The 19072-nt window shown below is 62.3% G+C and carries 21 protein-coding genes; 8 read left to right on the top strand and 13 right to left on the bottom strand.

The window, feature by feature from the left end; translation table 11 throughout:
• Nucleotides 1-5 precede the first annotated feature (5 nt).
• The 4 genes from SynA1562_RS03810 to SynA1562_RS03795 form a co-directional block, all read right to left on the bottom strand.
• A complete protein-coding gene (locus SynA1562_RS03810) occupies nt 6-2366 on the bottom strand; it encodes a CsoS2 family carboxysome shell protein (protein ID WP_186494807.1) in 2361 nt (786 codons plus the stop codon).
• 101 nt (nt 2367-2467) lie between these two features.
• Nucleotides 2468-2809: a ribulose bisphosphate carboxylase small subunit gene (locus SynA1562_RS03805; protein ID WP_006043651.1), complete on the bottom strand. Its 342-nt coding sequence runs from the start codon at nt 2807-2809 to the stop codon at nt 2468-2470.
• Between the two features lie 59 nt (nt 2810-2868).
• Nucleotides 2869-4284: a form I ribulose bisphosphate carboxylase large subunit gene (locus SynA1562_RS03800; RefSeq protein ID WP_011363747.1), complete on the bottom strand. Its 1416-nt coding sequence runs from the start codon at nt 4282-4284 to the stop codon at nt 2869-2871.
• Nucleotides 4285-4355: 71 nt separating this feature from the next.
• Entirely contained in the window at nt 4356-4667 is a 312-nt protein-coding gene (locus tag SynA1562_RS03795) for a BMC domain-containing protein (protein WP_006169870.1), read from the bottom strand.
• 357 nt (nt 4668-5024) lie between these two features.
• On the opposite strand from SynA1562_RS03795, the gene SynA1562_RS03790 reads away from it, so the two are divergent.
• The gene (locus SynA1562_RS03790) at nt 5025-5606 is read left to right on the top strand and encodes a non-canonical purine NTP pyrophosphatase (RefSeq protein ID WP_186494806.1); all 582 of its coding nucleotides are present in this window, start codon (nt 5025-5027) and stop codon (nt 5604-5606) included.
• A gap of 19 nt (nt 5607-5625) precedes the next feature.
• Here SynA1562_RS03790 and SynA1562_RS03785 read toward each other — a convergent pair whose 3' ends face one another.
• Nucleotides 5626-6411 carry a BMC domain-containing protein gene (locus tag SynA1562_RS03785; protein WP_115008700.1) on the bottom strand — a complete coding sequence of 262 codons (786 nt, stop codon included), beginning with the start codon at nt 6409-6411 and terminating at the stop codon, nt 5626-5628.
• A gap of 118 nt (nt 6412-6529) precedes the next feature.
• On the opposite strand from SynA1562_RS03785, the gene SynA1562_RS03780 reads away from it, so the two are divergent.
• From SynA1562_RS03780 to bchL, 4 genes are all read left to right on the top strand, one after another.
• Complete coding sequence (locus SynA1562_RS03780; protein ID WP_186494805.1) at nt 6530-6907, top strand: hypothetical protein; 378 nt, start codon at nt 6530-6532, stop codon at nt 6905-6907.
• A 113-nt stretch (nt 6908-7020) separates the two neighbouring features.
• Complete coding sequence (locus SynA1562_RS03775; protein WP_186494804.1) at nt 7021-8298, top strand: ferredoxin:protochlorophyllide reductase (ATP-dependent) subunit N; 1278 nt, start codon at nt 7021-7023, stop codon at nt 8296-8298.
• A 4-nt stretch (nt 8299-8302) separates the two neighbouring features.
• Nucleotides 8303-9877: a ferredoxin:protochlorophyllide reductase (ATP-dependent) subunit B gene (locus tag SynA1562_RS03770; RefSeq protein WP_186494803.1), complete on the top strand. Its 1575-nt coding sequence runs from the start codon at nt 8303-8305 to the stop codon at nt 9875-9877.
• A gap of 150 nt (nt 9878-10027) precedes the next feature.
• The gene (gene bchL / locus SynA1562_RS03765; RefSeq protein WP_186494802.1) at nt 10028-10918 is read left to right on the top strand and encodes a ferredoxin:protochlorophyllide reductase (ATP-dependent) iron-sulfur ATP-binding protein; all 891 of its coding nucleotides are present in this window, start codon (nt 10028-10030) and stop codon (nt 10916-10918) included.
• 74 nt (nt 10919-10992) lie between these two features.
• On the opposite strand, the gene SynA1562_RS03760 is transcribed toward bchL, so the two are convergent.
• The 3 genes from SynA1562_RS03760 to psaM all read right to left on the bottom strand — a co-directional run bounded on the left by SynA1562_RS03760 (nt 10993) and on the right by psaM (nt 12559).
• Nucleotides 10993-11943, bottom strand: coding sequence for a protochlorophyllide reductase (locus tag SynA1562_RS03760; protein WP_186494801.1), 951 nt, complete (start codon nt 11941-11943; stop codon nt 10993-10995).
• A gap of 69 nt (nt 11944-12012) precedes the next feature.
• Complete coding sequence (locus tag SynA1562_RS03755; RefSeq protein WP_186495295.1) at nt 12013-12315, bottom strand: hypothetical protein; 303 nt, start codon at nt 12313-12315, stop codon at nt 12013-12015.
• 139 nt (nt 12316-12454) lie between these two features.
• Complete coding sequence (gene psaM / locus SynA1562_RS03750; protein ID WP_025362433.1) at nt 12455-12559, bottom strand: photosystem I reaction center subunit XII; 105 nt, start codon at nt 12557-12559, stop codon at nt 12455-12457.
• An 83-nt stretch (nt 12560-12642) separates the two neighbouring features.
• Between psaM and SynA1562_RS03745 the strand changes: the two genes are divergently transcribed.
• Nucleotides 12643-13113 (top strand): CRR6 family NdhI maturation factor, encoded by a 471-nt coding sequence (locus tag SynA1562_RS03745; RefSeq protein WP_186494800.1) that lies wholly within the window; start codon nt 12643-12645, stop codon nt 13111-13113.
• 9 nt (nt 13114-13122) lie between these two features.
• On the opposite strand, the gene SynA1562_RS03740 is transcribed toward SynA1562_RS03745, so the two are convergent.
• Nucleotides 13123-13890, bottom strand: coding sequence for a sulfite exporter TauE/SafE family protein (locus tag SynA1562_RS03740; RefSeq protein ID WP_186494799.1), 768 nt, complete (start codon nt 13888-13890; stop codon nt 13123-13125).
• Between the two features lie 27 nt (nt 13891-13917).
• On the opposite strand from SynA1562_RS03740, the gene SynA1562_RS03735 reads away from it, so the two are divergent.
• Nucleotides 13918-14634, top strand: coding sequence for a lipoate--protein ligase family protein (locus SynA1562_RS03735; protein ID WP_186494798.1), 717 nt, complete (start codon nt 13918-13920; stop codon nt 14632-14634).
• On the opposite strand, the gene SynA1562_RS03730 is transcribed toward SynA1562_RS03735, so the two are convergent.
• Entirely contained in the window at nt 14592-15842 is a 1251-nt protein-coding gene (locus tag SynA1562_RS03730) for a site-2 protease family protein (RefSeq protein WP_186495294.1), read from the bottom strand. The genes SynA1562_RS03735 and SynA1562_RS03730 overlap by 43 nt on opposite strands.
• Before the next feature lie 62 nt (nt 15843-15904).
• On the opposite strand from SynA1562_RS03730, the gene SynA1562_RS03725 reads away from it, so the two are divergent.
• Nucleotides 15905-16576 carry a phosphoribosylanthranilate isomerase gene (locus tag SynA1562_RS03725; protein WP_186494797.1) on the top strand — a complete coding sequence of 224 codons (672 nt, stop codon included), beginning with the start codon at nt 15905-15907 and terminating at the stop codon, nt 16574-16576.
• An 11-nt stretch (nt 16577-16587) separates the two neighbouring features.
• Here the strand turns inward: SynA1562_RS03725 and folE are convergent, their stop codons facing one another.
• From folE to SynA1562_RS03710, 3 genes are read right to left on the bottom strand one after another with little or no spacing between them, the layout of a single operon-like run.
• Nucleotides 16588-17337: a GTP cyclohydrolase I gene (gene folE, locus SynA1562_RS03720; RefSeq protein WP_186494796.1), complete on the bottom strand. Its 750-nt coding sequence runs from the start codon at nt 17335-17337 to the stop codon at nt 16588-16590.
• Nucleotides 17338-17346: 9 nt separating this feature from the next.
• Entirely contained in the window at nt 17347-18054 is a 708-nt protein-coding gene (locus SynA1562_RS03715) for an SDR family oxidoreductase (protein ID WP_186494795.1), read from the bottom strand.
• 24 nt (nt 18055-18078) lie between these two features.
• Entirely contained in the window at nt 18079-19068 is a 990-nt protein-coding gene (locus SynA1562_RS03710) for an acetyl-CoA carboxylase carboxyltransferase subunit alpha (RefSeq protein ID WP_186494794.1), read from the bottom strand.
• Nucleotides 19069-19072 lie beyond the last annotated feature (4 nt).

Below are 19072 nucleotides of genomic sequence, written 5' to 3'. Positions count from 1 at the left end.
ATGAATCAGCCCCGTGCGCCGCCGGAGACGGTGATCAGGGAACCCTTCTCGGTGTTGCCGCTGGAACCGGTTACGCGGCTCACAGGCCATTCGGTCTCTTCGTTGCGCTTGCGCTCGAAGGGAGACATGGCACTCATCGGGCCGGGACGACTGGGGTTCCGACGGCGGGCCGAAGCACCCTCAGTACCGGTCACGTGCTCACCACGATCCCAGTCGTCACCAGTGATCTTGGTGGAGGAGCCCTCGCCGGTCACCCGGGATGCAGGCTTCTCGGAAGGCTCGCTGACCACAGCCACGGTGGGCTGGAACTGGCGCTGCTGACGGTTCTGGAACTCGCGGTTGTCGAAGCGGAACTGCTCCGTACCGGTCACCTTGCCGCCAGCCATGTCAAAAGGGCCGGTGATGCGATTCCCCTGCTCATAAGAGGTACCTGTCACACCGGAATTGGCCTCACGTTGCTGCTGGGCAGCACGGGCGGGAGACACCACGCTGAAGCGGGTCCACGCAGCACCCTCGGGAGCTTGGCCGTGGGTGTCGGTTCCAGCGGGAGCATCAGCGCCGCAGGCAGCGGCCAGCTGATCAGCTCCCACGTAGGGCGTGCCGGTAACAGCTTCACAAGTGCCACGCTTGTCGCCGGTCATCACACCACCCACACCGGGTTGGATGCCAGTCATGGCAGCGGAAGGGGTGCCCACACGCACAGGCGTGCGCTCACGAATGGCCTGAACTGCAGGGGTTCCACAGTGCTGGCCGGCCTGCTCAAGACCTGCATAGGGGGTGCCGGTGACGGCTTGGCAGCTGCCGGGCTCGTCGCCAGTCACATTCTCCGAACGCCCCGTACGGGTGCCGCTCACCACCTGGTTGCGGTTGGTGATGCTGAAACCAACCTTGGCGGCTTCGGGCTCGGGCTTGCCGCCGCAGAACGCATTCACCTGCTCTGCACTCACATACTGATCACCGGTCACGCGGTGGCAGGAACCGAACTCATCACCGGTGACCTGAGCCGAACGACCCACCATGGTGCCAGTCACGCCAGTGCCTGAGAGGGTTCCGGAGAGGCCCACCTTGAAGGCAGGACGACCTTCGGGAAGAGGATCTGAACCGAGGTACTGATCGCCGGTGAGGCTGCGGTTGGCACCGGCTTCATCGCCGGTGACGCTGGAGGAGCGACCAACCATGACACCACTCACGGGACGACCCTGTTGGGTGAGGCTGTGGCCCACCTTGCGCGGTGAAGTCACACCACCACCGCAGTAGGCAGCGGACTGGTTGGCGGAGATGTACTCGGTGCCGGTGACGCTCTTGCAGGTGCCGGGCTCATCACCTGTGACCTTTTCGGAACGGCCCACTTCGTTGCCGGTGACGCGGTTGCCATGGCTGGTGGCAGTGACCCGCACCTTGGCCGGAGTGGTGGCAGCGGGAGCGGTCTGACAGAAGGTCTGGAAGACTTCGGCACCCAGGTACTCGGTACCGGTGATCGAACGGCAGGTGCTGGCTTCGTTGCCGGTGGTTTTCACCGAACGGTTGGCCTGGGTGCCGGTCACGGTTTGGCCGCTCGTAGTGGTGCTTTCACCCACCTTCCAGTGGGCATCAGCAGCAGCGGCTTGCTTGGCGCCGTGGCGGTTGGGGCCTGTGGGGCGGGTCACACCTGCGCTTTGCTTATTGCGGGCGCCGGCCTTGGTGCGCAGCTCACGCACCTGCTGAGCCAGCTCGCGGCTGGTGAGGTCAGGGTTGGCCTGACGGGCAACGGCTGCTGCGCTGGTTGGTTGCTTGCCAGCGGTTTTGCCATGCTTCGCCATGGCTTCACGGCGGGCCAGCACCAGCGCGCGGCTGGGGTTCTCGATGGCACGACGCTTGGGAGTTGCCGAACGGCGCTCCGTGCGGGCAGACAACTTGGGAGCTGGTGCACTGAGGGAAGCCTTTTCAGCGGCACGCTTGCCACCGCAGCCACAGCTCTTGGTGGTTTCAGCAGGTGCAGCGACAGGGGCAGCTGTCTTGGTCTGACGGGCGACATCAGCGCGGTTGCGATCGCGGCTGGTGTCGGCGGTCTTACCTCGGCGGGACAGAGCATCACGACGGGCGAGCACCAGTTCGCGGCTGGGATCGCGATGCGGCTTGACCTGTGTGCTCCGATTAGCGGGAGCAGCTGTGAAGGACGTGGTCCGCTGCGGAGCTACAGCAGCGGGGGTGGCAGGTGCTGAGGCAGGCTCAGCAGCTGCAGCCGCGTCGGTACGGGTGGGACGGGCATCAGCAACGGTGCGAACACGGTTGGCGCCATCACCAGCCGCTACCGAGGACTTCTTACCGGAAGTGGTCAGCGCCTTGCGGCGTTCAAGTGCGAGTTCGCGACTGGAGAGTCTTGCCATGTCCGCCCGATGATGTCGTCGTGAGGTGGAAGGGCACTTGCCCCTCCGGAAAAAGCTGGAGCCCTGATCAGGTCAGGGCTCGGAACCAAGGGTTCGAAGGATCAGCGTCCTTCGAAGACCACGAAGCAGGCACCCTGGCTCTGGGTGTAGGCGTCGTAACCGACGATGCGCACGTGGTGGTCGGGGTATGCGCGGTGGCAAGCCTCGAGCTCACTGACAACGACGTTCAGATCCTTCTCACCGAAGAAGGGGAGCTTCCAATACGACCAGTAGGTGGCCATGGAGTTGCTGGGGTGGACGTGCTCGACGAGCGGGCTCCAACCCTGGGCAATGATGTAGGCGATCTGGTCGTAGATCTCGTCCTGGGTCATCGGCGGGAGGAAGCCGAAGGTCTCCAGGGTGGCGACTGTTTGATAGTCACCCACGGTGCTCTGGAAAGGCATGGGGATCCTGGGTGTAAGAAAAAGGGGTGGCCGGTTGCATCAACCGGCCGTTGAGACGATCAGTTCTGGACGTCGAGCTTGTCGACGGTGTCGAACTCGAACTTGATCTCCTTCCAGGTCTCGAGGGCGATGGCCAGCTCAGGGCTGTGCTTCGCGGCTTCCGTGAGGATGTCGCGGCTCTCTTTCTCGAGATGACGGCCGGCGTTGCGTGCCTTGACGCAGGCCTCGAGGGCCACACGGTTGGCAGCAGCACCTGCAGCGGAGCCCCAGGGGTGACCGTGGGTACCACCACCGAACTGAAGAACGGAGTCGTCGCCGAAGATGGTGACCAGGGCGGGCATGTGCCACACGTGGATACCCCCGGAAGCAACGGCGAACACGCCAGGCATGGAGCCCCAGTCCTGATCGAAGAAGTTGCCGCGGCTGCGGTCTTCGGGCACGAAGGATTCGCGCAGCTGGTCGATGTAGCCGAGGGTGGTCTGACGATCACCTTCCAGCTTGCCGACCACGGTGCCGGTGTGGAGCTGGTCACCACCGGACAGACGCAGACACTTGGCGAGAACGCGGAAGTGGATGCCGTGCTTGGGGTGACGGTCGATCACCGCGTGCATGGCGCGGTGAATGTGCAGCAGCATGCCGTTTTTGCGGCACCACTTCGACAGACCGGTGTTGGCCGTGAAGCCACCGGTGATGAAGTCGTGCATGATGATCGGCATGCCGAGTTCCTTGGCGAACTCAGCGCGCTCGTACATCTCCTCGGGAGTGTTGGCGGTCACGTTGAGGTAGTGACCCTTGCGCTCGCCGGTCTCCTGCTCGGACAGCTTGATGGCTTCCGCAACGAATTCGAAGCGGTTCTGCCAACGCTGGAAAGGCTGGGAGTTGATGTTCTCGTCGTCCTTGGTGAAGTCCAGACCGCCACGCAGGCACTCATAGACAACACGGCCGTAGTTCTTACCGCTCAGGCCGAGCTTCGGCTTGATGGTGCAACCCAGCAGAGGACGGCCGTACTTGTTCATCCGGTCGCGCTCGACCTGGATGCCGTTCGGCGGGCCGTAGCAGCTCTTGATGAACGCCATCGGGAAGCGGATGTCTTCCAGACGGAGGTGGCGCAGCGCCTTGAAACCGAACACGTTGCCGACCAGGGAGGTCAGAACGTTGGTGATGGAACCCTCTTCGAACAGGTCGAGGGGGTAGGCGATGAAGGCATAGAAAGACTCCTTGTCACCAGGGACGTCTTCGATGCGGTAGCAACGGCCCTTGTAGAAGTCGAGATCGGTGAGGAGCTCGGACCACACAGTGGACCAGGTGCCGGTGGAGGATTCAGCAGCCACAGCAGCGGCAACTTCTTCCTTGGGCACACCTTCTTGGCCGGTGCACTTGAAGCAGGCCAGCAGGTCGGTGTCGAGGGGGACGTAATCAGGAGTCCAGTAGGTATCCCTGTACTCCTTGACCCCAGCGTCGTACTTCTTGCTCATAGGAAAACTCCGTTAGGTCGGTGAAGAGGTTGAGACGTTCGCGTGCCTCGTCAGAGGCTCAGCGGAAGATCTCAGTCCTTCTGACCAAGGAAGTTGCCGTTGCCCAGAGCAGGCTCCACTTCGCGGTGGGGGCGGGCAATGATGTGAGCGGCGACGAGGCCGTCACCGACGCGCTCGCAAGCGTCAGCGCCAGCGCGCACAGCAGCGTTGACAGCGCCAGTTTCGCCGCGAACCAGAACGGTGACGTAGCCGCCGCCGACGAACTCACGACCGATCAGGCGCACTTCGGCAGCCTTGGTCATGGCATCAGCTGCCTCGATGGCGGGGACCAGACCGCGGGTCTCGATCATGCCGAGGGCGATGCCCATGGTTTCGTTAGCCATTGCCTACCGGGAGAAGGGGTGGAATGTTCGCTGGGGACATTGCTTCGCCAGAACCCTTCCCGTCAAGCGATTTGGACGACTTTCTCGATCACTGTCCATAGTGAACCAAATAAGCCGGGCTTATCACCCTGTGCCTCACTGTTCCGGTCTGCTGTGGTGGTTCGTGTGATCACATCCCCACAAGTCGTTGTCGACGCTGGTGAAGCTGCATAGGTTCACGTTGCGTCACCTTCCCAAAGTCTTGCTGCGGGGTGGAATGTTCAACCCAAACGGGTGTCGCTGGGTCGAATTCAGAGATTGTTAGCTCCTATCCCCAACCAGCCCGCACAATGGAGGCCCCCTTTTTGATGGCCCTCCTTGGCGCTTCAGCTCACCATTGCCACGGGCAACCCGATCAAGGTTGCCGAAATCGAGGCCATGCTGGGACTGCTTCCATTGGACGTGCAGCGTCAACCTGCCGATCTGAATGTTGAAGAGACAGGAAGCAGCTACCGCGAGAACGCTGAGCTGAAGGCCACTGCAGCAGCTCTGCGTACAGGCGGTTGGGCCCTTGCTGATGATTCAGGGCTGGAGGTGGATGCTCTTCAAGGGGCACCGGGTCTGTATTCCGCCCGGTACGCCGACGGAAACGACGCCAAGGTGCAGAGGCTCCTCAACCAGCTTGGCGACTCGCCTTATCGCAGCGCCTGCTTCCGCAGCACGATGGTGCTCTGCGATCCCTCCGGCAGCTGTCGTGCCGCAGCGGAGGGCATCTGCTGGGGAGAACTCCTGAGTGCACCGGCCTACCCCGGTGGCGAGTTCGAATCCCTGCTTTGGGTGCGGGAAGCCCGTTGCACCTACGGCGAACTGAATGCGGCGCAGCTGAGCCGCCTGGGCAGCCGCGGCAAGGCGGCGCGAGCTCTGGCACCACAGTTGCGTGACCTACTGAACCTGCGCTAATCCGAGCTCGTCTGAACGCTCAGCGCAGCCTTGCGTTGCTGTTGATGTGGTCGATGGCGCGCATCGCCGCTGCGGCCGCTTCCTCTACATCACCTTCCCGTCCCGCCAGGGTGAGTCGCCCGAAGGCACCCACCGCTTTCACGTCCACCAGAGTGATGTTAGAGGCCTTTTCCGCTTCGTTGGCAGCGATCAACACGTATCCGGCAGGCTCCGTCTCCAGGATGAACATGCTCATCCCGGCTTCAATCATTGAGCCGCGTCGGTTCTGCCGGTTGATCAGCACGGCATGGTCGGGCGTGATCGCCCGGATCACTTCCGTCCAGCTCACATCAGCTGGAGAACGCTGATCGATGGTGCTGCCGATCGCTTCGAGCACCACATCTCCGGAATGGAGCACCGTGCTCTGATCACGGTGGTAGAGGGCCATCGAGCCGAACGCCCGCTCCACCACCATCTGGCCGAGGCGGACGTTGCTGGCCTTCAGTGCGATATCCGTCACCCGGTGCACCGCCATGCCCGGTGATACTTCCATCCAGAGGCAGGCATCTCCGGGGATGGGCAGAAATCCCTGGCTCACGGAACCCATGTAGGCCGCGAGTTGCGGCTGCAGCGAGTCGATGAAGACGTGGGTGCGCAGTTCGATCGACTGCACATGACTGTTCTGCCGCAACAGCCGAGGCGATTCCGAATCCGTTGTCACAACACAGCTCGCTCCCCCCTGCTGGGGGGTCACCTCAGTGCCGGTGACGAGAGCACTACCGCCGCGTCGCCGCTCCCGAGCATCGAAGCTGGCAAAACGGGTCATGGCGGGGAGTGTACCGGACGAATTCAGCTGAAACGGGCCAATAAAGAGTTAGAGCCTGCGGTCTTGCGCCTTGAAAAACAGCCGATACCGTCCGGAGAACCCCTCTAGAGATCTTGCAATGACTGAGCAGTCTTCTTTGAAGCCAGTGGATCTCAACGCTGATCAAGCCCTTGGGATGGTGAGCTTCGGCCTGATGCAACGGCTTGCGCAGGATGGCCAGGTGGATCTGCCCTGGTTGGAGGCATCAGGAAATGCAGACAGTGAGCGTCTGCGCCAGCTGCGTCAACGGCTGGAACTGACGTCGTTGGCCATCGAAACCGGTGCTCCCCTCACCACCGCGGAGGTGAGCTTGCTGCTGGGGGCCCGCCCCGGAACGGAACAGGTGGAGCGCGGTGGCCTCGTCGCCCGCCGGGTCAGCCGCAACGTCTGGCGCTTGAGCAAAGCAGAGGAGAGCGATCGCTCCGATCGTTACGACGGATTCCGCCGCCGCCTTTGAGCTCAAGCCAGGGCCTGCCTGGCCGTAGCGATCCCAAAGAGTTTGAGCGACCTTTTCACTCCTCAGCGGATTTATTCCCAACTTGGAGAGGTTGATCATCAAGGGAGCGGCCGATGGCCGGGCCAACGCTGCTGAAGGAGTCGGGGCCGCGCGAGGTGTTCTGCGGCCTCACCTCGATTGTGTGGCTGCATCGGCGCATGCCCGATGCCTTTTTTCTTGTGGTGGGATCACGCACCTGCGCCCATCTGATCCAAAGCGCCGCAGGGGTGATGATTTTTGCCGAACCCCGTTTCGGCACAGCCATTCTCAGCGAGCGGGATCTGGCTGGCCTCGCGGATGCCCACGACGAACTCGACCGGGTCTGCAAGGAACTGCTTCAACGCCGCCCCGAGATCCGCACGCTGTTTCTGGTGGGGTCCTGCCCCAGCGAAGTGATCAAGCTGGATTTGGCCCGGGCTGCCGAACGGCTCAACGACGAGCTGTCCGGCCGGGTGCGGGTGGTGAACTACTCCGGCAGCGGCATTGAAACCACCTTCACCCAGGGAGAAGACGGGGCACTAGCGGCCCTCGTGCCCCTGCTACCCGCCAGCGATGAACGGCAGTTGCTGCTGGTGGGAACCCTCGCTGATGCCGTGGAAGACCGGCAGATGCACCTGTTCCAACGGATGGGCATCGAAACGATTCGCAGCCTGCCGCCGAGGCAATCGACCGACCTGCCCGCCGTGGGAGCAGGAACCACGGTGCTGCTGACCCAACCCTTTCTCACGGAAACCGCGCGCCTGCTCAGCGACCGCGGCGCCACAGTGCTCACGGCCCCCTTTCCTCTGGGGGCCGAGGGGAGTCGCCGCTGGATGGAGGCTGCTGCTGCTGCCTTCCATCTGCCTGATGAACGGGTCGCTGCTGTGCTCGATCCATTGATGGAGAGGGCCCAGAGCGCCCTGGCCCGCCATCGCGCCGTGCTGGAGGGCAAACGGATCTTCCTGCTTCCCGAATCCCAGCTGGAACTGCCCCTGGCCCGGTTTTTGCACCGGGAATGCGGCATGGAACTGGTGGAGGTGGGCACGCCTTATCTGAACCGCGAACAGATGACTGCCGAGCTGGCCTTGCTCCCCGATGACGTCCCGGTGATGGAGGGGCAACACGTGGAGCAGCAACTGGACCGGGTTCGCGCCAGCCAGCCCGACCTGGTGGTGTGCGGGATGGGCCTGGCCAATCCGCTGGAGGCCGAAGGCATCGCCACTAAATGGTCGATCGAACTGGTGTTCAGCCCGATCCACGGCATCGACCAAGCCGGGGACCTGGCGGAACTGTTTTCGCGGCCGTTGCGTCGCCGGCAACTGATTCGACCTGGCCTGCACCCCAGCAGCCCCGACCCAACCGTGCCCGCCTGATCCCATGCAACTCACGCTCTGGACCTACGAAGGGCCACCCCATGTGGGGGCCATGCGCATCGCCGCCTCCATGCGCGGCGTTCATTACGTGCTCCATGCCCCCCAGGGGGACACCTATGCCGATCTGCTGTTCACGATGATTGAGCGGCGCGGACAGCGTCCGCCCGTCACCTACACCACCTTTCAGGCCCGGGATCTCGGCGGGGACACCGCCGAACTGGTGAAACGGCATGTGCGTGAAGCGGTGGATCGCTTCCAACCCGATGCACTGCTGGTGGGGGAAAGCTGCACCGCGGAGTTGATTCAGGATCAGCCCGGTGCACTGGCCCAGGGCATGGAGCTCACCATGCCGGTGGTGAGTCTGGAGCTGCCGGCCTACAGCAAAAAGGAAAACTGGGGGGCCGCAGAAACCTTCTACCAACTGGTGCGCAACCTGCTGAAGGAGCAGACGCCAGCCAACAACCATCACGACCCCAGGGCATGGCAAAACCAGGGGCGACGGCCCCGGGTGAACCTGTTGGGGCCATCCCTGCTGGGCTTCCGCTGCCGGGACGACGTACTGGAGGTGCAGAAACTGCTCACCCTGCACGGCATCGATGTGGGCGTGGTGGCACCCCTGGGGGCAGGTGTGGAGGATCTGAAGCGGATCCCCGATGCCGATCTCAACGTCTGCCTCTATCCGGAGGTGGCGGAATCCAGCTGCAGCTGGCTGGAGCGCAATTTCGGCATGCCCTTCAGCCGAACGGTGCCGATTGGCGTAGGCGCCACCCACGATTTCCTCGTCGAAGTGCACGAGATGCTGGGGATGGAGCCCCCCGCCCCGGACGAGGGCTACCGGCGCTCACGCCTGCCCTGGTATTCGGAATCCGTGGACTCCACATACCTCACGGGCAAGCGGGTGTTCATCTTTGGCGACGGCAGTCACGCCCTCGCCGCGGCCAGGATCTGCGGCGAGGAACTGGGTTTCACGGTGGTGGGGCTGGGCACCTACAGCCGGGAGATGGCCCGGCCCGTGCGGGCAGCCGCCAAAGCCCTGGGCCTGGAGGCCCTGATCAGTGACGACTACCTGGCGGTGGAAGCGGCCATGGCCGAAGCGGCACCGGAACTGGTGCTGGGAACCCAGATGGAGCGCCACAGCGCCAAGCGGCTGGGAATTCCCTGCGCGGTGATCAGCACACCCATGCATGTGCAGGACGTGCCCGCCCGAATGAGCCCCCAGATGGGCTGGGAAGGGGCCAACGTGATCTTCGACGACTGGGTGCACCCGCTGATGATGGGCCTGGAGGAACACCTGATCGGCATGTTCCGCCACGACTTCGAATTTGTGGATGGCCACCAGAGCCACCTGGGCCATACCGGTGGTGCTGGCGCCGCCGACAGTTCCGGCTTCAGCGACATCCCAGGGGAGGGCGATGGTGCTCTGCATTGGACGGCCGATGGGGAAGCCGAGCTGAAGAAGATCCCCTTCTTCGTACGGGGAAAAGTGCGCCGTAATACGGAGGCTTATGCCCGCGATGTGGGCTGCAGGGAGATCAGCAGCGAAACGCTGTATGACGCAAAAGCCCACTTCAAGGCATGAGCATTTGCACTCATTTCTTTTTATCTAATTAAAAGAAATTCTGCTCTTGCCACTCAACCAAGAACCAGATCTTTCATTTCTTGGTGAAAACCAACCACTGCACATCTGCTGCTGTTGAATGAAACCGACTTCTCTCGCACAGGTCGCTGCATGACCACAACTCTGACGCGACCGACGGACGGCGAAGGCAGCGTGCAGGTCCACCAGGACCCGGCACTGAACATCCAGGAAGAAACCCTGGTAATCGCGGTCTACGGCAAAGGCGGGATCGGCAAATCCACCACCTCCTCAAACCTGTCAGCCGCCTTCTCAAAGCTGGGCAAGCGGGTGCTTCAGATCGGCTGCGACCCCAAGCACGACAGCACCTTCACCCTCACCCACAAGATGGTGCCGACGGTGATCGACATCCTTGAGGAGGTGGACTTCCACAGCGAAGAGCTGCGGCCTGAGGATTTCGTCTTCACCGGCTTCAACGGCGTGCAGTGCGTCGAAAGCGGCGGCCCACCGGCGGGCACGGGCTGCGGCGGCTACGTGACAGGGCAGACCGTGAAGCTGCTCAAGGAACACCATCTATTGGAAGACACCGATGTGGTGATCTTCGATGTGCTCGGCGATGTGGTGTGTGGTGGTTTCGCCGCCCCGCTGCAGCACGCCAACTACTGCCTGATTGTGACCGCTAACGATTTCGATTCAATCTTCGCGATGAATCGCATCGTTCAGGCGATTCAGGCCAAAGCCAAGAACTACAAGGTGCGGCTTGGCGGCGTTGTAGCGAACCGCTCGGCGGACACCGATCAGATCGACAAGTTCAACGAACGCACCGGCCTGCGCACCATGGCCCATTTCAGGGATGTGGATGCGATCCGGCGTTCCCGACTGAAGAAATGCACCATCTTTGAGATGGACGACGACGACGAAGCCGTGCAGGCGGTGCGCAACGAATACCTTCGGTTGGCCCAGAACATGCTCGACAAGGTGGAGCCGCTCGAGGCCACATCCCTCAAAGACCGCGAAATCTTCGACCTGCTGGGATTCGATTGACCCTCACTTGATCGACAAAGCCATCGACCAAGCCCCGGCCGCTGCGACCGGGGCTTGGTTGTGAAGAGCTCAGCTCAAGCGCCAACGAGCTTCATCGAGAGCTCCCACACCCGGCGGGCTGTTTCTGGATCCGTGGCCTTATCGGACAGTTCCTGGCTGAACTGCTCACCGTCCTTCTTCTGGCGGTTGCCCCAGCTCCAGTGCACACCGGATTCGGCGAAGTCAGGATTGGCCACCACATCAGCCACCCGTTCTCCGGCCAGGGCCTGGGAGACATAGCCACCGGTGATGTTTTTCTGGAACCAGGGAAAGATCGTCTGAAAGGCCTTGGGGGTGTTGCGGAACAACGGGGTGTCGGCCACACAGCCCGGATAGAGCGAGGTGAAGGTGATCCCCGTGTCCCCGTGCAGACGACGATGCAGCTCCTGGGTGGTGATCATGTTGCAGAGCTTGCTGTCTTTGTAGGCCTTGCCTGGCTTGAAAGCCTTACCGCTGGCCATGGCAACGGGGTTTTTGAAGCCAGCTTCAAAGCCAGAGAGATCCCCCAGGTCCGCCGGAGCGGGGATGGGAATCTTGCCCCCCAGCTCTTTGGAGTTGGCGGTCACGGTGCCGAGGATCACCACCCGCTTGGAGGGGTGAGTGGAGGCCTTGAGCCGACCCAAGAGCAGCTGCACCAACAGGAAATGGCCGAAGTGGTTGGTGGCCATGGAAATCTCGTAGCCCTGGGGGGAACGTTCCGGCTGCTTCAGCTTCGGTTTGTACACAGCTGCATTGCAGACCACGGCATCCAATCGCTCAGGCAAGGCATCGACCGCCCTGCGCACACTGTCGAGATCTCCCAGATCCATCAACACGTGCTTGAGCCGGTCTTTCGGGAGATCCAGCTCATCTGCCGCCGCCGCGGCACGCTGCGGACTGCGGTTCGCCGTGATCACCGTCCAACCCCGCTTCACCAAGGCGCAGGTGGCATTCAGGCCCACACCGGAGGTGGTGCCGGTGATCAGAACGGTGCCGGGCGTGGACATCAAGACAGGGCCAAGAAGGCTGCCAGTCTGCCGGTCGGCACTCAATCCCAACGCCGCTGGTCACGAATCTCAGCGCCAGATCACGCGCAGTCGATTGGGGGCGATCCACTGATCCTGCTCGCTGATCAGCCGCTTCTCTCCACCGATGCTGAATAGACGATCGAACCGTTGTTGCAGCGTTTCCAACTTCGCCGACTCAATCGACACGACCGCCGCGATTTCACTGTGGCGATCCATGCGTTCCTGATAGGCCACCGACAGGCGGATCAAGCTCACAGCGCCCAACAGAATAAGACCCGCCTTGGACGCCAAGGCGAGAAGGCTGCACTGCAATTCCTGTTGGTCGGTCTGCCGCTGAATCGCTGCAGCCATGCTGGCTGCATCCGTGCGGGGAGCTGATCTTTGAACCTGACTGGCGGTCACCGCATCAGCACGAACATCCGCTTTTAACGCAATCCGTTCGCAGTGCCAAGACCAGCTCCACGCCCGTTGATCTGGGCGTCTTTTGAAATCAGGCCTCGTAAAGGCTGATGGAGAGACGAAGGGCCAGAACAGCGGCATGGGCAGCCACCACGAGGGCAATGAACACCTCAGGTGCAGACAGAACGGTTTCCATGGGAGCCATGCATCAAACGGTCCTATTCTTCTCTGAGGGAAGGGCTGCAGGCCATCATTCGCAAAGGCCTGTCACACCAGCCCATGGATCCGGTTCTGATCGATGCCCCTGCCATCCGCGCCTTGGATCTACGGCCGCTGGAGATCTGGAGCACTCAGCCGCTGGATGCACTGCTCAGCCAGGGACCGGTGCTCGAGCTTCGTTTCGACTGGCCACGGGCGCAGGATGACCCACGCGAATTGCCAGAATGCCCCGAGCCTCGGCTCTGGGCCCTACGGGCCGATGCGCGCTTCCCCTGGCTGCCGCTCTTGCTTGAACGCGACCAGGGCAGCTTGATTCGCCATGTTGCCCTGGTGGTACCCCACAATTTCAGCCGCAGCGAAGGCCTCCGTTTTGACCCGGAAGCCTTGGAGCTCTGGGTGACGCATCGATTGATGGTGTTGGACGACCTCTGCCAGCGAGAGCTCGGACGCCCGATGCGGGGCAACCTCTCCCAGATGGCCGCAGCCCTGGGCTATGAGCTGGATGCGGGGTTTTGGAGTCTGTTGAGTTGAGCTGACCAGTCAGCTCAACCAAAGCTGCAGGGCCCGCCTGGAGCTGTCGATCGCCAGGATGATGGCGAGCCCCCGCAGGCAGCGCACGAGTAGGGCCGCATCAAACTGATCGAGACGGCTGGCCGTCCACTGCGCAGCGGTCGCTGCCACCGCCCCCAGCAGCAGGCCCATCAGAGGAACGCCGCGTCCTTCATGCAGGAACTGCAGGGATGCTGCGCTGGCCGAGCAAAGCACCGCCACAGTGCTCAGCCGCACGGCCTGATGAATCGGAACAGACATCGGACCGCTCATCAGGGGCACCATCACCAGCCCCCCGCCCAAGCCCAACATCCCAGCGGTCCAGCCGGCGATGCAGCCCACACCAGCCAACTGCGGTGCGCTGCTGTCATCAACGTCATCATTGACATCCGTCTCGGGCCGTTCGCGAACGCAGAACGCCAGCACGATGTACATCAGCGTCTGCATCGCCAGCAGAATCCAGCCCGCTGCCAAACCGGCCAAACCACCGAACAGCAGTGCCGAGCCAAAGGCTGCCAAGCCGATGGCGAGTCCCGGCCGGGTCGGCAGCCGCCCCTGGCGCAGATGGGTGATGGTGCCCGCCAAAGCAGTGGGCACAATGGCGAAACTGCTGGTGGCCAGGGCCTGATGGGGCGGGAGATCAAGCCAGAGCAGGAGCGGGGCAAAGATCAAGCCACCGCCGATCCCCAACAGCCCGGCCAAGCCCCCCGCAAGCAGGCCCAGGGCGATCAGGATCGGCACATCCCACCAGGGCACCATGGCGTGCGAACGATGCTTTCCTCCAGCATGCCCGCAACCGGGCGTTTGCTCCCCACCCAGCAAGCGGACGGACACACCCAGATGGCTTTGGATGCCTGGCTTCTGAAGCGCAGCAGCGGTCCGGTTCTGCGTTTTTACCGCTGGGATGGGCCCTGGCTCTCACTGGGACGCCATCAACGCCACTGGCCTGAGCACTGGAATGATCTGGCCCGCCGCGGCCGCATCAGCCTGGTGCGACGCCCCAGCGGAGGCCGGGCCGTGCTTCATGCGGGCGGTCTCACCTACGCCTTGATCTGGCCGGATGCACCCCGGCGACGCCAGGAGGCCTACCGCCAGGCCTGCCAGTGGTTGATCGATGGCTTCCAGGATCTCGGCCTACCGCTGCACTTCGGTTCCGACCCGGCTGGTGCCGAGGCCAACAACTGTTTCGCCACGGCAACGGTGGCTGACCTGGTGGATCCGTGCGGCGTCAAACGGGTCGGTAGCGCCCAGCGATGGCAGAACGGTCGCCTGCTTCAGCACGGTGAAATCCTGATGGATTCACCTGCTGAGCTCTGGGAGGAGGTGTTTGAGGAAGCGGCACCGGCGGCGGCTCCGGCCCGGATCAACCGGCTGGAGCTGGATCAACGACTGCGCCAAAGTCTGGTTCAATCCTGGAGCCATTGCCCGTGGAAGATGCAGCCCCTGAAGGCTGACGAAGTTCAGGAGTTGGAGGTCGAGCTGGCGTCCGGCTCTGCACTCTGAGCCTGCATCGTCTGCACCATCTGGGGAAGCATCGCCAAACCCAGGGGGTATCCATTGCGCTTGCGCGCCTCATCGAGAATCGCTGGGGGCAGGGTCACCCCGAGCCGCTTCAGCACTGCATCGCCCACATCCATGCGATCAAGGGTGCCGGAGGGAAGGCCCGCAGCACTCACCACCAACAGGCGCCCCTGGGAGGCCGCCTCCAGGGCCGGCACCGCATCCACCAGTGAGGCCGAACTTGCGATGGACGGCAGTTCGGTGAGGGGCCGTAGATGATCCTCGAGACGCTGTTGGTCCCATTGCTGCACCGGAAGGAGTTTCAGGGGCTGATCGTCAATCCAACCCACCCAACGGCCGCTCTTGCAAACGAGCACCCAATCAGCAGGCCCCTCCGCCTCGCTGGCCGTCAGCCGCAGCTTGCTGAGGCGCCGCAAGGTCTGATCCGCCTCCAGCACGCGGAAACGTTTGCCGGCCGCAGCCTCCACCTTCAACTCCCGCAGCACCTTCTGCAAGTGCAGCATCTGGGTCTGACTGCGGTTGGCACTCAAGCCGAACCAACCGATCAACATCAGCAGGAGGCCGTTGAGCCCCCAGCCCTGCCAGAGCAGGACACCGCCCAACAGGATCATCAGCATCGACAAAGCCCGCCCGGACGCCGATGCCACCTGAACGCCTTTCTGCTGACTGCCACTCAGCTGCCAGACCAAGGCCTTGAGGATCAGCCCGCCATCGAGGGGCAGTCCTGGCAAGAGATTGAACAAGCCAAGCATCAAGTTCAGCAAACCCACCTGGCTCAACAACTGTGTGGCCAAGGGCTGGGTGTCCGACAGCGCTGCAGCCCCCGCCAACATCCCGAAGGCGAGCACCAAACTCACGATCGGACCAGCAGCCGCAATGCGCAGATTGCCCATGGCGGTGGGGCATTCCTTCTCCACCCGCGCGATGCCGCCCAGATGAAACAGGGTGATGCTCAACACCTTTACCCCTTCCCGTAGGGCCATCAGGGCATGGCCCAATTCATGCAGCAGCACGGAGCTGAACAGCAACAAGGTGGTCAGCAATCCCAGCCCCCAACTCACCGTTACCGGGGCCGTGGTCGCGTAGCGGGATTGAAACAACGTGGTGAAGATCGCCACGGCAAACAACCAGCTGGGCTGGAGCCGCAGGGGGATTCCGCCAATCTTGAGCACCTGCCAGCCCTCTCCCACCGCCAATCCCGTCGTGTGCCGCTGCTGCGGACTGCCATCCACGATCCTAGGGAGAGCAATCCATGCAGCCCTTGCGTGATCCCCGCCCCACTCCAGACCTCAAGATCTGTGGGATCACCGACCCCGAGCAGGCTCAAGCCATCGCGCAGATGGGCGTGCAGGCGATTGGCGTGATCGGCGTACCCGCCACCCCACGCTTTGTGGAACCAGCCCAGCGCAGGGGGTTGTTCCAGCTGCTGGAACATCAGCACCCCCAGCTGCATCGCGTTTGGGTGGTGGCCGATCCGGACGATGCCGCCCTCGAGGAAGCGCTCAACGGTGCTGGGCAGCCTTCCGTGGTGCAGCTGCACGGCGGCGAGTCCGTCGAACGCTGCCAACACTTGAAACAGCGCTACCCCCGCCAGAAGTGGTGGAAAGCGTTACGGGTGCGTGAACCCGACGATCTCAAGCAGCTCGAGCACTATGCGCCCCACGTGGATGCTCTGCTGATCGATGCTTGGAGCGCCGATCAACTGGGCGGCACCGGGCACCGGATCCCTCTTGATTGGGTCCGCGAGACCGAGCTATCGGTGCCGTGGTGGCTGGCAGGAGGAGTGAGTGCGGAATGGGTTCCGGAACTGCTTAGTCGCGTTACTCCCCAGGGGCTCGATGCCTCCAGTCGGCTTGAGGAACGACCGGGATGGAAAAACCTCGACAAGGTTCAAGCCCTTGTCGAGGCTGTGAAACAGGGTTGAGTCGAAGCTGATCAGGTGCTCAGCAGGGCTTCCTGCTGACGCACCAGCTCAAAGAACTCCTGCTTGAGGCTGGGGTCGTGGCGGAAATCACCACGTACCACTGAGTTCACCATGCTGGTTTGGGGCTCCTTCACGCCACGCCACTTCATGCAGTAGTGCTGCGCCTTGATGATGATGCCAAGACCCTGAGGCTCACAGAGCTTTTCGATTTCGTCAGCAAGGATCATCACAGCCTCTTCCTGAATGTGAGGGCGGGAGAAGACCCAATCGGCCACTCTGGTGAACTTGGAAAGGCCAATCACCCGGGCACCCGGCTTAATCCCGATCCAGCAGTTGCCCATGATCGGCACCAGGTGGTGAGAGCAGGCCGAGCGCACCGTGATCGGGCCAACGGTGTAGATCTCATCCAGCTGTTTCACGTTGGGGAAGCTGGCCACCTTGGGCTGCTGGTGGTAACGCCCCTTGAACACCTCCTGGAGGTACATCTTGGCGACCCGCTCAGCCGTCTCATGGGTGTTGTGGTCGTTATCGATGTCGATCACCAGGCTGCGCAGCAGGTCGCGAACCTTGTCTGCAACTTCAACCTGAAGCTGATCCAGCTCACCGGGCTGAAGGTGATCAGCGATGTTGTCGTTGGCCAGAAAGGAAACTCCAGAGTCGATCAACCGTTCACGAATTCGGGCTGAAACCTGGGGATTCAAAAGCTTGTTGCCGTTGCCGTTGGCGACGCCGTTGGAAACGAAAGGGACTGTGGAGGTCATGGTGTTCGTTCAGAAGGCGCCGGCGGCCGGCATAAGTGTGAGGTCTTCGATCAACTGGTTGCTGGGTTGCATCGCCAGATTCGCCAGTGTTTCTGCCGCCTGATCGACAGAGAGCATGGCACGACGATCGAAATCGCTTTGTACGGTTTCCGCGTCCCACAGTGGTGTGTTCACGGCCCCAAGAGTGAGGGTGCAGGCACGAATGCCGTTGTTCCGTTCCTCTTCCGCCAGGCAGCGGGTGAAGCTGGCCAAGGCAGCTTTGCTGACGCAATACGCACCCCATTGAGGGAAGGCATTGCGGGCGGCATGGCTGCTGATGTTGATCACCAGTCCGCCGTTCTCACGCATGGAGGGAACAACAGCAGAACAAACCTGCATCACGCTGGTGACATTCAGCTGTAGCAGCCATTGCCAACGCTCGATCGGCATGGCCATTAGATCGCCGGTGTAAGCAGCCCCCGCGTTGTTGATCAACACTGAAGGGGTCTCACCCTGCTGCAACAAGCCAGCCATCGCAGAAGCGATGCCATCAGGTTGAGTCAGGTCGATGGCGGCAGAGGCCACAGAGACGCCCTTGGAGCTGAGCTGATCACTCAGCTGCTCCAGTTGATCAGCGCTACGGGCGGTGAGCAACAAGTCCCAGCCCTGGAGAGCCAGAAGCTCAGCAGTTCGGCAACCTATGCCTCGGCTCGCACCTGTGATTAGAGCCGTTGGCAAAAACCGTTAGCAAACCGCGACACTTTAAGCGGCTTTGTCGACATCCTGTGACGTTTTTTCGAGGAACCGCCCCATCGCTCTGAATTTGGAGTAACGGGCCTCACGCAGTTGCTGTTCCGAAAGGCTCAGCAGTTGGTCGAGGTGACGCTCGATCGCCGCCCGCAGGTTTTCTCCAGCCTCCAATGGTGCCCAGTTGTTGCCACCGGAGGGCTCCTCGAGCACCTCATCCACCACCCCAAGTTCCAGCAGGTCACGACCCGTGATCCGCAAGGCTGCCGCCGCATCAGGCGCCTTGGCCGCATCACGCCAGAGAATGGATGCACAGGCCTCAGGGCTGGCCACCGTATAGACGCTGTGCTCGAACATCAGCAAGCGATCCGCCACCCCGATGCCCAAGGCACCCCCGGAGCCGCCTTCACCAATCACGGTGGCGATCACCGGAACTCGCAAGCGGAACATCTCCCGCAGGTTGACGGCGATCGCTTCACCCTGACCAAGCTCTTCAGCCTCAAGGCCGGCGTAGGCCCCGGGGGTATCGATGAACGTGAGAATCGGCAGGCGGAAACGATCGGCATGGTCCATCAACCGCATGGCTTTGCGGTAGCCACCCGGAGCAGCCATCCCGAAATTACGGGCGACATTTTCCTTGGTGTCGCGGCCTTTCTGATGACCGATCAACATCACGGGTCGATCGCCAACTCGGCCGACACCGCCAATTAAGGCCTGATCGTCATTACCGCGACGATCGCCATGCAGTTCGACCCAGTCGTCGCAGAACATCTGGATGAAATCCAGCGTGCTCGGACGCTGCGGGTGACGAGCAACTTGAATTTTCTGAGCTGGAGTTAGGCCCTGAAAGATCTCCTGACGACGACGGGCCGCGAGACTCTCCAGTTGCTGAAGCTGCTGCGAAACGTCGACTTCCGAATCTCTGGCCAGCTGGCGGATTTGCTCAATCTGCTGCTCAAGCTCGACGAGCGGTTTTTCGAACTCAAGCAGGGGGCGACGGGGCATGGCT

This window comes from Synechococcus sp. A15-62 (assembly GCF_014280075.1).
GTDB lineage: Bacteria > Cyanobacteriota > Cyanobacteriia > PCC-6307 > Cyanobiaceae > Parasynechococcus.
The sequence above is the reverse complement of the archived record's forward strand: the minus strand, read 5'-3'. Positions and strand labels throughout refer to the sequence as shown.